Annotated in this window: 10 protein-coding genes and 1 pseudogene; 1 reads left to right on the top strand and 10 read right to left on the bottom strand. The window is 69.1% G+C overall.

Features of this window, described 5'->3' with window-relative positions; translation table 11 throughout:
• The 4 genes from ABZ824_RS38755 to ABZ824_RS38770 all read right to left on the bottom strand — a co-directional run bounded on the left by ABZ824_RS38755 (nucleotide 1) and on the right by ABZ824_RS38770 (nucleotide 4,948).
• The gene (locus ABZ824_RS38755; RefSeq protein ID WP_355080731.1) at nucleotides 1–1,722 is read right to left on the bottom strand and encodes a CTP synthase; all 1,722 of its coding nucleotides are present in this window, start codon (nucleotides 1,720–1,722) and stop codon (nucleotides 1–3) included.
• 223 nt (nucleotides 1,723–1,945) lie between these two features.
• Nucleotides 1,946–2,890 carry a copper transporter gene (locus ABZ824_RS38760; protein ID WP_356969786.1) on the bottom strand — a complete coding sequence of 315 codons (945 nt, stop codon included), beginning with the start codon at nucleotides 2,888–2,890 and terminating at the stop codon, nucleotides 1,946–1,948.
• 8 nt (nucleotides 2,891–2,898) lie between these two features.
• A complete protein-coding gene (steA, locus tag ABZ824_RS38765; RefSeq protein ID WP_355080727.1) occupies nucleotides 2,899–4,113 on the bottom strand; it encodes a putative cytokinetic ring protein SteA in 1,215 nt (404 codons plus the stop codon).
• 397 nt (nucleotides 4,114–4,510) lie between these two features.
• Entirely contained in the window at nucleotides 4,511–4,948 is a 438-nt protein-coding gene (locus ABZ824_RS38770; RefSeq protein ID WP_356969788.1) for a hypothetical protein, read from the bottom strand.
• 443 nt (nucleotides 4,949–5,391) lie between these two features.
• Here ABZ824_RS38770 and ABZ824_RS38775 point away from each other — a divergent pair, with 443 nt between their 5' ends.
• A complete protein-coding gene (locus ABZ824_RS38775; protein WP_355080725.1) occupies nucleotides 5,392–5,811 on the top strand; it encodes an SRPBCC family protein in 420 nt (139 codons plus the stop codon).
• A gap of 9 nt (nucleotides 5,812–5,820) precedes the next feature.
• On the opposite strand, the gene recN is transcribed toward ABZ824_RS38775, so the two are convergent.
• The 6 genes and pseudogenes from recN to ABZ824_RS38805 form a co-directional block, all read right to left on the bottom strand.
• Nucleotides 5,821–7,605 carry a DNA repair protein RecN gene (gene recN / locus ABZ824_RS38780; protein WP_356969791.1) on the bottom strand — a complete coding sequence of 595 codons (1,785 nt, stop codon included), beginning with the start codon at nucleotides 7,603–7,605 and terminating at the stop codon, nucleotides 5,821–5,823.
• Entirely contained in the window at nucleotides 7,583–8,542 is a 960-nt protein-coding gene (locus tag ABZ824_RS38785; protein WP_356969793.1) for an NAD kinase, read from the bottom strand. Before ABZ824_RS38785 ends, recN begins: the two co-directional genes overlap by 23 nt.
• Nucleotides 8,539–9,360: a TlyA family RNA methyltransferase gene (locus ABZ824_RS38790; protein WP_356969795.1), complete on the bottom strand. Its 822-nt coding sequence runs from the start codon at nucleotides 9,358–9,360 to the stop codon at nucleotides 8,539–8,541. The genes ABZ824_RS38785 and ABZ824_RS38790 overlap by 4 nt, the downstream gene beginning before the upstream one ends.
• A gap of 1 nt (nucleotide 9,361) precedes the next feature.
• Nucleotides 9,362–9,664, bottom strand: a complete 303-nt coding sequence (locus ABZ824_RS38795) for a hypothetical protein (RefSeq protein ID WP_355080718.1) — start codon at nucleotides 9,662–9,664, stop codon at nucleotides 9,362–9,364.
• Nucleotides 9,665–9,677: 13 nt separating this feature from the next.
• The gene (locus ABZ824_RS38800; RefSeq protein WP_355080717.1) at nucleotides 9,678–10,568 is read right to left on the bottom strand and encodes an HAD-IIA family hydrolase; all 891 of its coding nucleotides are present in this window, start codon (nucleotides 10,566–10,568) and stop codon (nucleotides 9,678–9,680) included.
• A 681-nt stretch (nucleotides 10,569–11,249) separates the two neighbouring features.
• Nucleotides 11,250–11,930 (bottom strand): annotated as a pseudogene (locus tag ABZ824_RS38805) (hypothetical protein); the annotation flags it as partial.
• Nucleotides 11,931–13,061 lie beyond the last annotated feature (1,131 nt).

Below are 13,061 nucleotides of genomic sequence, written 5' to 3' on the forward strand. Positions count from 1 at the left end.
CTACGCCTGTTCCGCCGCACCCGCCAGTTCTTCGCCCGGAATGTCCACCGGAAGTCGTTCGGCCGCTTTGTATTTCAGCGCCGCCGAGATGAGCGCCGCGAACAGCGGATGCGGGCGGGTCGGCCGGCTCTTCAATTCAGGGTGCGCCTGCGTGGCGACGAAGAACGGATGCACGTCGGCGGGCAGCTCGACGAACTCGACCAGGTGCCCGTCCGGCGAGGTGCCGCTGAACTTCAAGCCGCTCTCGGCGACCTTGTCGCGATAGGCGTTGTTCACCTCGTAACGGTGGCGATGACGCTCGGAGACGTGCTCGCTGCCGTAGGCCTGGGCGACGACCGAGCCCTTCTCCAGGGTCGCCGGGTAGGCGCCGAGCCGCATGGTGCCGCCGAGGTCGGCCTCACCTGCCACGGCCTGCTCTTGGTCGGCCATGGTGGAGATGACGGGGTGCGGCGTGTCCGGTTCGAATTCGGCCGAGTTGGCCTCCGCCAGCCCCACCGTGCGCGCCGCCTCGATCACGACGCACTGCAATCCGAGACACAAGCCGAGCAGCGGAATGCCGCGGGTACGCGCGTAGTGGATCGCGCCGACCTTGCCCTCGATGCCGCGGATGCCGAAGCCGCCGGGAATCAGCACGGCGTCCACGTCGCGCAGCGCGTGCTGCGCGCCCGCGGGAGTCTCGCACTCGTCGGAGGGCACCCAGCGGATGTTCACCTTGGCCCGCGAGGCGAACCCGCCCGCGCGCAGCGCCTCGGTGACCGAGAGGTACGCGTCGGGCAGATCGACGTACTTACCGACCAGCGCGACCTCGACCGTCTCGCGCGGCGCGTGCACCCGGTCGAGCAGGTCGCCCCACACCGTCCAGTCCACGTCGCGGAACGGCAGGCCCAGCCTGCGCACCACGTAGGCGTCCAGGCCCTCCCGGTGCAGCACCCGCGGGATGTCGTAGATCGACCGCGCGTCCGGCGTGGAGATGCAGGCGTCGACCTCGACGTCGCACATCAGCGCGATCTTGCTCTTCAGCCCCTGCGGGACCTCACGGTCGCAGCGCAGGATCAGCGCGTCGGGCTGGATGCCGATATTGCGCAGCGCCGCCACCGAGTGCTGGGTCGGCTTGGTCTTCAGCTCACCGGAGGGCGCCAGGTAGGGCACCAGCGAGACGTGCAGGAAGAAGACGTTGTCCCGGCCGACGTCGTGGCGGATCTGGCGGGCGGCCTCCAGGAACGGCTGCGACTCGATGTCGCCGACGGTGCCGCCGATCTCGGTGATCACCACGTCCGGCGTCTGGCCCTGCAGATCCGGGCCGCGCATCGCGAGGATCCGGCTCTTGATCTCGTCGGTGATGTGCGGGATCACCTGCACCGTGTCGCCGAGATACTCGCCGCGGCGCTCCTTGGCGATGACCGACGAATAGATTTGCCCGGTGGTCACGTTCGCGTCGCGGGACAGGTCCCGATCGAGGAAGCGCTCGTAGTGGCCGACGTCCAGGTCGGTCTCCGCGCCGTCCTCCGTCACGAACACCTCGCCGTGCTGGAAGGGGTTCATCGTGCCGGGATCGACGTTCAGATACGGGTCGAGTTTCTGCATCGTGACGCGCAGCCCACGCGCCGTCAGCAGCTGACCGAGGCTGGAGGCGGTAAGACCTTTACCCAATGAGGAGGCGACACCACCGCTGACGAAGATGTGCTTCGTGTCCGTTCGCGCCTGAATCCGTGTTTGACCCACGGGTCTTCACGGTAACACGAATCCGCCCGTCCGTTCGAATGCCACGCGCGTTTGCCCGCCGATCGCGGGACATCGATCAGAGCCCGCGCGTCCGGACTGTGGGGCACGTCTCGTCGCGGTAGCGAACGTGCGGAGGAAGCGGGTGCCGCGACGCCCCTGACAGCGATCGGTCCGGGCCCTGCGTGCGCATCCTCCAGTTGCCCGACGACAGTCTTTTGGCTGGTCAGCCAGGCACGACGGCCAGGGTGAGCGAGGCGGCCTTGGCGCCGGTGCCGTAACGTCCGGCGCCCCCGTTGAGCTGTTCGGTGAGCGCGAGCGCGGTGGTGACCCGGCCGAGTTCCCGCTCGACATTGTCGACGGTGCTCACCTGCGCCGCGAGCGCCGCGTCGGAGCGGACCACGGCGATCGGCCCCTGCCCGTCGGCGGCGCCCGCGCGACCGGCGAGCACCACTCCCGCGCCCCGGCCGCGCAGAGCGCCCACGAAGTGCGCGGTATTCGAGCCGACGCCGTCCCGGGCCGCGGCGGCGCCATCGCCGGTGATCACGACCGCGAGCTGCGCGGGTCGCACCGGCGTGTCACCGTAGGCGAGGAAGCCGCCGCCGCGCAGGGTCTCCAGAACCAGCCCGAGTTCCTCCGGGGTGCTCCGGGTTTGCCCGTTGGCCGGATCGAGCAGCAGTACCAGGCCGAGCAGATCACCGGCCATGCTGCCCTGGTCCACCGCGCCGGTACGCAGCTGCGCCCCGGCCGGGATGACGTTCGTGACGGCCGTGCGCATCCGATCGCCTTCGCTGCCGTCGGCGAACGCCTCGGTGAGCGCGATCCGTCCCGTGACGCCCGCGCCCGCGGCCGCGAGCGCTCTGGTCACCGCGTCGACGTCCCCTGGATCGGCGTCCGGGGTCGTGAACACGACGACACTGCGGTCGGCCAGCGCACCGCCGAGAATGCGGCCCGACGAACCGGCGATGAACCGGTCGGCGGCCGCGGTCTGCTCGTCGAGCAGGCGGTTCCGCTCGGTCAGTGCATCGACCTGCTGCCGCAGGTCGGCCTTGTCCGCCCGCAAGCCCGACAGCAGGTCCGCCGCGAGCGTCTGGGATCCGAGCACCACACCGATCGCGAGCGCGAGAAAGATCGCGACGATCGAGATGGCATGCTGGCGCATCGAAATCATCGTTCTCCTCAGAATTCTCGAGCTCCGACTTGCCCCTGCGCCCACCGCGCGAAGCGGTTCCAGTTGTCCACACCCCAGTCCAGGACGTCGCCGCCGCTGTTGGACGCCAGCAACACGACGATCACCGCGACCAGCGCGGCGAGCACCACCAGCGCGACGGCGACTCCGGACACGCGGTTGCGGTACAAGGTGGCCACCGCCTTGGCGTCCATCAGCTTCGTGCCCACCTTGAGCCGAGTCAGGAAGGTGGCCGGATTGCTGTCGCGGCGGCCCCGGTCGAAGAAGTCGTCGAGCGAGGCGGGCGCTCCCGCGGTGACGATCAGCGCGGCTTCGTGATGCTCGGCCAGCAGCAGCGCAAGATCGGCGGGCGAACCGGAAGACGGGAAGGTCGTCGCGCCGATGCCGAGGTCCTGGATGCGTTCGAGGCCCTTGGCGTGGCCATCGGTGTCGGCGGGCAGGATCACCTCGGCGCCGCACTTCATCGTCGCGGTGGTGATCTCCTCCGGATCGCCCACGATGACGTCGGGCCGGTATCCACGCCTGCGCAGAGTGTCCGCGCCACGCCCCACCCCGATCAGGATGGGGGCGTATTCCTTGATGAACGGCTTGAGCCGTTGCAGATCCTCCGCGTGGTCCGGTCCGTCGGCGACGACCACCACGTGCCGTTGCTTCATCACCAGATCCAGTTCCGGGACGCCGAACCCGTCGATGAGCAGCGCGCTCTCGGTCCGGATGAACTCGATGGTGTTGCCCGCGAAGGCCTCGAGGTGATCGGCCAGACCGTTGCGCGCCTCGATCATCCGCTCCGCAATGGCAGGCCCGGTGAGCTCGATGCCTTCGACTAGCACCTCGGGTTCCTTCTTGATCAGCCGATCGGCGTAGACCACGCCACCGTCGACGCGGACCTTGACACCGTCTTTGATCCGCTTGAACGCATCCGAACTCACCGTGTCCAGCAGCAGGATCCCGTGGGACACGAGCGCCTCGGGGCCCAGGTTGGGGTAACGGCCGGAGATGGACGGCGAGGTATTGATCACCGCGCCGACGCGTGCCTCGACCAGCCGGTCGGCGGTCATCCGATCGAGGTCCATCTCGTCGAGGACGACGATGTCGCCCGGCCCGACCCGGCCGAGCAGCCGCCGGGTGTCGCGATCCACCCGGGCCGTCCCGATCAGACCAGGAAGCGTTTCGGTGTTTCTCGACAACAGCGCCGGCATCTTCATGCAGCGATGATGACCGCAAACCCTCAACCATTGGTGGAGGCGCGCCGTCTCACACAGCCCCATTCGATATCACGCTATGTACTGGCAATCCCATTCGCCGACAACACCGCCGTCACTCGATTCATGAAGTAATCCCTGCATTTGTGTAGTAAGGCAGCGAATTATCCACAAACTGCCGAAGGTCGACCATCAGGCAACCCCCGCGATCGAGCTAATCAGCAATCGAGTTGCGAATCCCGCTTCGAGTCACACTGACGGCGCGGCACAGTGCGATTCCAGTACATAGCTAATAGCACGCTACTCATCACCGGAAGCGATCTGGTGCGGAGCGACTTCGCCAGCACGCGAGAACTCACCGCGCCCATCGCTGCGGCGGAGTTCGCGCCTCGATCACCGGTCAGCACCACTTCGCCTGCGGACGGCACACAGTCCAGCCACTGCCGTCCGGGCGTTGGGTGCGAGACCAGGCCGTTTCGCCAGAGCCGTCGCTCGCACCACTTTCGTCGGGTCGCGGCATGTTCTGCCGGTGATACTCACGCAGGGCATGCTGATGCTCGTTCTGTCGCAGCGGATTCGGGTCGGAGTGCCGGTATCCGAACGGATCGATCTTGTGCCACCCCGTCGAGTCGCCGTGCGAACCCGAACGCCCTGAGTGGTCGGAGCGCGACAAGGACTCCGCGGCAGCGCCGCCCGCCGCGGCGACCGTTCCGGCGGCGAGACCGGCGACGAGCAGGGCGAATGCGCCCTTCTTCGACCTTTCCCGACCACCTCCGGTCGCCGAGCCGCGACAACCCGGTCCCCCCGTCGCGATCGTCACCGTAAGAACACTGCGCATGATGGCCCCTTTGCCTCGGCGCTTCCCATGTTCAGCGGAATGCACCCGCCGTTCACTTACTGACTTCAATAGTAGATCACTAAACGGACATTACGGACATTGATTCGCTCGACATCTACACCAGACGCGAAAATCCCTGATACACAACCTTTTGACCGCAGCGGACTACCCATCGCTCCGGGGCCATCCTCGGGTCCGGCAGCCAGATCCGCATCCGTGACTAGATATTTCACGGATATCGCCAGTAGATCTGACCGGTTATGCGCTCGACGCCCGTCGTCACAGCGCATCGACTCGGACACTTCGCGCCCCGGCGGCAGCGCCGCGGAACACCGGCCACCCGAACGGCTCGCCGCCGATTGTGACGCGGACGACACGATCACCGAGCCGCGCCCGCTGTACCTATATGCTGCCCGTCACACGTAACTGGAAGAGGAGAATTCATGGCCAGCACCACCGTCGACGCCGTCATCGCCGCCCCGCGTGAGGTCGTGTACCGGCTCTTCGCCGACCGCGAGAGCATAAGCCCCTACGTTCCGGTGCAGGTCAAGCTGGTCAAACCCGGCGTGACCGAGCGGGAGGGCGTCGGCGCGCAGCACCTGATCGGCCTCGGCCCGGTCGGTGTCACGGAGGAGATCACCAAGCTCGTGCCAGGTGAGCGAATGGAGTACAAGATCGTCAAGGGCGCGCCGGTGAAGCGGCACGTCGGCATCGTCACCTTCGCCGACGCCGACAACGGCACTCTCGTCTCCTACACGATGGAGTCCGATCCGTCGCTTCCGGTGCCGGCCAAGGTGCTCGAGTTCGGTTTGAAGAACCTGATCGGCCAGTTCATCAAGGGCGCGCAGAAAGCGGTGCGCTGACCCGCGCGCTCAGCGCGTGGCCACCTCGGCGCCCGCTTTCTCGGCGCGCGCCGTCGCCAGCAGTTCCTCCGCGTGTGCCCGGCCGGTCTCGGTGTCGTCGAGACCGGCCAGCATGCGCGCCAGTTCCACCACCCGCTCGTCGTTGGTGAGCGCACGGACGCCACTGTTGACAGTGCCCTTGCCGTCGTCGGATTTGTCGACCACCAGGTGGGTGTCGGCGAACGCCGCCACCTGCGGCAGATGGGTCACCACGATCACCTGGTGGGTGCGCGCCAGCCGGGCCAGCCTGCGGCCGATCTCCACCGCGGCTCGCCCGCCGACGCCCGCGTCGACCTCGTCGAACACCATCGTCGCTCCATGCTCGGACCCAGCGAGCACCACCTCCAGCGCCAGCATCACCCGGGACAGCTCACCGCCGGACGCGCTCTTGCTCAACGGCAACGACTGCGCGCCCGAATGCGCGGCCAGCCGGAACTCGGCCTCATCGACGCCTGTGGACCCCGCGTGCAATTCCTTGCCGTCGACAGTGAGCGGCGCCGAGTCCTGCGCGCCCGCGAGCATCGGCCGCACCTCGACCTCCAGACGCGCCTTGCCCATGGCGAGACCACCCAGCTCGGCACTCACCGCGGTCGCGAGCTTGCCCGCCGCCTTGGTCCGCGCGGCACTCAACTTCTTCGCCGCCTCCCGCACCCGCTCCGCGGCGGTGTCCACCTCGGCGGCCAGCTTGGCCAGCGCCTCCTCGGAAACGTCCAGCGAGCCGAGCCGGGTGCGCGCCTCCTGCGCCCAAGCCAGTACGCCATCGATGTCCGGCGCGTACTTCCGGGTCAGTGTCTTCAATTCCGCCTGGCGGGTGAGCAGCGAATCCAGCGCACCCGGGTCCGAAGGCAGGTCCGAGAGATACCCGCTCAGCTCGGTGGTCACGTCGACCACCACGGCGATGGCGTCGGCCAGGCGCGGCGCGAGCGCGACCAGCGCCGGATCGTCGGCGGCTTCGATGCGGGCGCGCGCGGCGCCGAGCGCCTCCAGCGCGCCGGAACCGTCCTCGGGCGCGTCGGCGGGCCCGGCCAGCGCGCCGTGCGCGGTGGCCGCCGCCTCCCGCAGCGAGTCCAGATCGCTGAGCCTGCGCACCTCGTCGACGATGCGCACGTCTTCGCCGGGTTCCGGCGCGATGGCGTCGATTTCGTTCAACGAGTGCTCGAGTCGCTCGGCCTCGAGCGCCAGTTCCCGGCTGCGAGCGGTCCGTTCGAGCAGTTCGGTGCGGGCGTCGAGCCACGATCGGCGCAGCACCTGGTATTTCCGCAGCAGCGTACCCACCGCGTCGCCCGCGAACCGGTCCAGTGCCGACAACTGCTGGTCGGGGCGCTGCAAACGCAGCTGATCGTTCTGCCCGTGCACGGTCAGCAGGGGGGCGGTGAAATCGGCCAGCACCGAGGCTGGGACGCCGCGGCCACCGAGATGCGCACGCGAGCGACCGTCGCTGCCGACCGTGCGGATCGCGATGACGCTGCCGTCGTCGTCCTGCTCGGCCGCGGCCGCCTCCAGTACCTGCGCGACCTCCGCGCGGGCGGCGTCGTTGACGTCGTCGATGGTGAACCGGCCCTCGACCACGGCACGGGACGCGCCGAGCCGGACCCGGCCCGCGTCCGCGCGCGCACCGCTGAGCAGATGCAGGCTGGTCACCACCATCGTCTTGCCCGCGCCGGTCTCGCCGGTCAGGCAGGTCAGTCCCGCGTGGAACTGCGCGGTCGCCGTGGAAATGACGCCAAGCCCGTCAATCCTGATCTCTGTCAGCACTTGTGCTCTCCGTTCGCCGTCGGCCACGCCAGCCTGTCACGGGCAATTGGAACTTGCGCACCATCCGGTCGGCGAACGGTGCGGAGTCCAGCCGCACCCAGCGCACCGGTCGAGCGCCGCGAACCGCTTCGACCCGTCCACCGCTGGGCAGTGCGAGCGTGCGCCTGCCGTCCAGGAAAACTATCGCATCGTGTCCGGTCGCCACGGACTCGACCGCGATCCGGGAATCCGGGCTGGTCACCAGCGGTCGCGCGAACAGGGCATGGGCATTGCTCGGAATCACCAGCAACGCTTCCAGTTCCGGCCACACCACCGGGCCGCCCGCGGAGAAGGCGTAGGCGGTCGATCCGGTCGGTGTGGAGATGAGGATGCCGTCACAGCCGAACGACGAGACCGGGCGCCCGTCGACTTCCAGCACCACTTCCAGAACCCCGATGCGCGAAGCGTTCTCGATGCTCGCCTCGTTCAGCGCCCATCCGCTGTCGACGACCTCGTCCTCGATCCGCACGGTGACGTCGATGGTCATCCGGTGCTCGATCGTGTAGTCACGCCGGACCACCTGCGCGAGCGCCTCGTCCAAGTGCTCGGCCTCGGCCTCGGTGAGAAAACCGATGCGGCCGAGATTGATCCCGAGCACCGGCACCCCGGCCGGGCGCGCCAACTCGGCGGCACGCAGGAACGTACCGTCGCCGCCGAGCACGAGCACCATCTCGCAGCCGACCGCCGCCTCCGCGCTGTGCTCGACCACGCGCACCGGAAAACCGCCCGGCTCGGACTCGAACCGCGTGCTGTCCGCTTCGTCGGCGAGTACACGCAGGCAGATGCCCGCGTCGGCGAAGATCTTCGCCACCCGGTGGGCGGTTTCGATGATCTCCGCGCGACCGGGATGCGACACCAGCAAGATCTCCCGGCCGCAGGGCTCGACCAGCGCGTTCACTGTGGACCCTCCTCAACCGCACGCTCGACCAGCGCGGCGACCTGCTCACCGTCGTATTCGAACGGCCCGTCGTTACGCAACCACAAGAAGTATTCGACATTGCCGGACGGGCCCGGCAGCGGGCTCGCCACGACACCGGCGGTACGCATGCCCAGTTCCGCGGCCGCGGCCGCCACCGTGCGCACCGCCTCGGCGCGCAACGCGGGATCACGCACCACACCGCCCGAACCGACTCGCTCCTTGCCGACTTCGAACTGCGGTTTCACCATGGGCAGCAGGTCGGCGCCCGGCGCGGCGCACGCGGCCAGCGCGGGCAGCACCAGGCTCAGCGAGATGAACGACAGGTCGCCCACCACCATTTCGACCGTGCCGCCGATGGTTTCGGGCGTCAGGTTGCGCACGTTGGTCCGATCGAACACCCGGACCCGCTCGTCGTTGCGCAGGCGCCAGACCAGCTGGCCGTAGCCGACGTCGACCGCGAGGACCTCCCGCGCCTCCCGTGCCAGCAGCACGTCGGTGAAACCGCCGGTCGAGGCGCCCGCATCCAGACAGCGCTTACCCGCTACGGACAACCCGTCCTGCTCGAACCGCTCCAGCGCCCCGAGCAGTTTGTGCGCACCGCGCGAGGCCCACGACACCTCGTCGGGCTCGTCGCGGACCACCAGCGGGGTGCCCGTCTCGACGGCGGTCGCCGGCTTCACCGCGACCGTTCCAGCTATCAGGACGCGGCCCGCGCCGATCAGCTCGACCGCGTGTTCTCGCGATCTCGCCAACCCGCGGCGAACCAGTTCCGCGTCCACCCGCGCGCGCCTGGCCACCTCAGATCTTGTCCACCGTGGCCAAGGCCTGTACCAGCACGTCATGTGCCTGCTCCAGGATGCGAGCGCGACGGGTGATGTCGACTCCGGCTTCGGCGCTGTCGGTCGCGACTCCGCTTCGGCCGGGGAAGTCGAGTTCGGCGAGCAGGCTGTCGACCTCGCCGCGGATTCGATCCGGGTCGGCAGGCTCCGGGCGCCCTTGCGCACCCGGCAGGTGCTGACCGGGCAGTGGAGCCCCTGGGCGGGGACCCGGTGCACCGGCGCCCGTACCGGGGCCGTGCGGACGAGGCGTTGGAGTAGTCATCGTGGCGTCAACGCTATCGGATTTCCGAATCGGACGCGCGGACCGTCACAGCTCGCCCCGGGTTGCGCTGAAGCATCTCACCGAGATCGGCTTCCGGCTCGGCGGCAACGACCGCGTGGTTGAGGGCGTCGAGCGAGTCGGCGACATATGTCGGGATCTGCCCGTCCGGGGCTTTCCGGAGTTCGTCCAGCGTGCTGACACCGGTGAGCACAAGCAACGAGTCCAGACCGACACGGTTGGCGCCCTCGATATCGGTGTCGAGGCGGTCGCCCACCACCAGAGCGGAGCGGGAACCGGCCCGGACCAGCGCGTCCTCCAGCAGCGGCGCATACGGTTTGCCCGCGACGATCGGCTCCCGATCGGAGGCGGCGCGCAGCGCCGCGACCATCGCACCGTTACCGGGCGCGAGGCCGCGTTCGTTCGGCAGGGTCCGGTCGGTGTTGGCCGCGATCCACAGTGCGTCCGCGCGCAGGGCGTAGGCGGCTTCGGCGAGGTCCGGCCAAGAAGTGTGGGGTGAATGTCCTTGCACCACAGCGGCGGGCGCGTCCCCGTCGAAGCGCCGGATCGGCCGAAGTCCGACGCCGTCCACCTCGGCGGCCAGGTCGTCGGTGCCGACCACCAGCACGTGCGCACCCGGGTCGAGCCGCTCGGCCAACAACCGCGCCGCTGCCTGGGCGCTGGTCACCACGTCGTCGGTGGATGCGGGAAAGCCGAGTTCGGACAGATGCGCGGCCACCACCTGCGGTCCGCGGCTGGCGTTGTTCGTGACGTACACCAGCCGCTGGTCCGCCTGCCCGTCCGCCGCCAGCGCTTCCGGCGCCCCTTCGATCACCGCGTGACCGCGATACAACGTGCCGTCCAGATCCAGCAGCAGGGCTCGGTAGCGCTCTCGTAGTCGCTTCACACCACTCTCACTCCGTGTCACCGATCGGCGCCGTGCCGACGCATCACCGCCGGACCCGCCGTCCGCCGAGTCCGAGACACCGACACTACGCCAGCGAGCGGACCGGAAAGACGTGGCGTCAGCCACTCCCGTGACGTCGGATCACATACCCCGGCGGCGGTTTCCGACCAGCGGCCTCGTCCTCGATACGCCCGCGTCCGCCGGGCAATTCGCTCCGGACTCGGTACCACCGGGAGCGACCCGGACACGGGGGTGAGGACATGCAGTCGAAATCGCCTCAGCGCGATGCCGACAGGCTGCACACCCCGAACGATTGAGGTCCGCATGCGCAGTGTTCTTCCGGTGACGATCGCGGCAGGGGGAGCGGGTCGTCGCGGCCCGGCGACCAGAGGCAGCCGGGAAAAGTCGAAGAAGAAGGCATCCGCGCTGCTCGTCGCCGGACTCGCCGCAGGAACGGTCGCCGCGTCCGACAGAGGGCGCATTCGGACGGCCCACGATCCGCCTCGACCGGGCCGAGTCCCGGCGACGACCACGCGGGACCGGCACAGCATGGGCAACACACCTTCCGGACACCACAGCGCCTCCGGTTGCCCGTAATCCACGAGGTCGGCCTGTATGCTCGGCAACTCCGCCATGACCGGCCGCCGAGGGTAGCCCGCCTCCGTGGCTGCGATCGCAGGTTCAGATGTCGGTGTCGCCCGTGAGTTCGGCGGCGCGTTCTTCGGCGTCCGTCTCCGCGTCCAAATCTGCGGAGGCGGCGTTCAGGAACCAGGTGAGGCCCTCGTCGGTTCGTCCGGCGGCGACCAGGGCGTCGGCGTAGGCGTAGAAGAGGCGGGCCGCGGCCGAGCCGGTCCGAGACGGGTCCAGATCAGAGGTCTGCAGGGTCACGACGGCCTGGTCGTACTGGCCCAGGTCCATGCGCGCGCCTGCCACGACGATGCGCAGTTCGGCGGCATCGTCTCCGCGCAGGGCGCGCGCCTCGTCACTGCGACCGAGCTCGATCGCGCGCTCGGGACGCCCCAGGCCGCGCTCGCAGTCGGCCATGACCGCGAGCAGTCCCGAGCCACCGGACATCCGGCGCGCGGTACGCAACTCCGACAAGGCCTCCGCCCATTCACCGGCGTGGTAGGCCACCACTCCCGCGGTCTCGCGCACGACCGCGATCCGCCCGGCACGCTGCCGTGCAGCCCTGGCATGCGCGAGAGCGAGCCCGGGATCGTCATCGAGCAGCCGCACGGCCATCACCAGGTGCCGGGCGACCGTCTCCGCATTGCCTTTGTCCAAGCTGAGCAGATCCCGCCGCACGGCGGGGTCGAGATCGGTCGCTTGCACCTCTTCCGGCAGATCGGGTTCTTCCGGCCGCGGCGGGCGGCGGTCGAGCGAACGGCCTCCCCCGACACGAGCGCCTTCGCCGCCCCGGCGGCGTTCCTGCGGCGCCTCACCACGCGGTGCCGATGCCTCGCGGCCCACGTCGCGCCGACTTTCCCGGTCCGGTCCCTGGCGACGGCGATCGTCGTCACGGCGCTGGAAACCGGACTCACTACGCCGTCCGGCGTCGCCGCGATCCTCGAAGTCGCCACGCCGCTTGAACGCACCCCGCTCGCCCGTTTCGCCGCGGCGGGCATCACCTCGATCGCCGAAATCGTCACGGCGACGGTCGGATCCACCGCGCGGGGAATCACCACGACGGAACCCGCCGCGACTACCCGAATCACCGCCAGGGCGGAAGCCACCCCGCGATTCATCGCGCCGCTCTTCGGAATCACTCCGGCGTTTGAAGCCACCGCGCTCACCGGAATCCTCGTACCGCTTGGAGCCACCGCGGTCGCCCGGACCGCCTCGACCGGCGGCGCCACGGCCCGTGGGCTCGTCCCGGCGCTGGAAACTCCCGCGCCTGGGCGGCGCGTCACCACCGCGACGAAAACCACCGGTGTCACCGGGCCGGTCGCCGGAGTCCCTGCGTCCGAATCCGCCGCGCTCGCCGCCGCGCTTGTCGTAACCTCCGCTGTCCCCGCGACGATCGGACCCGCCGGAATTGTCTCGGCGCTGGAACCCGCCCCGGTCGGACGAACCCTCTCGTGCACCGTAACCGCCCGAATCACCGCGGCGGCCGTAGCCGCCGCGTTCCCCGGAGTCACCTCGACGGTTGGATCCCCCACTGCGGCGGCCCGCGTCCTGGCTGTCGCCTCGCCGGCCGGACCCGGAATCGGGAGCGCCGCGCCGGAAGGGCTTCCGATCGTCGTTTTGTTCCGGCACGGTGCTCCCTTTCTGTTTCGAAAAGTCGATATTGCCCACAGATTCAATCACGTACCAACGGTGGGGCGCGGGCACGGCGGCTTCGCCGAAGCTCCATCAGGTGCTCAAACGACGATAGGGGACCCAGAGTCTGGGTCCCCTATCGTGAAAGGATGTTCCGGCGGTGTCCTACTCTCCCACACCCTGTCGAGTGCAGTACCATCGGCGCTGGCAGGCTTAGCTTCCGGGTTCGGAATG

Origin of the sequence: Nocardia sp. NPDC047038 (assembly GCF_040644075.1) — a bacterium.
Lineage (GTDB): Bacteria > Actinomycetota > Actinomycetes > Mycobacteriales > Mycobacteriaceae > Nocardia > Nocardia sichangensis.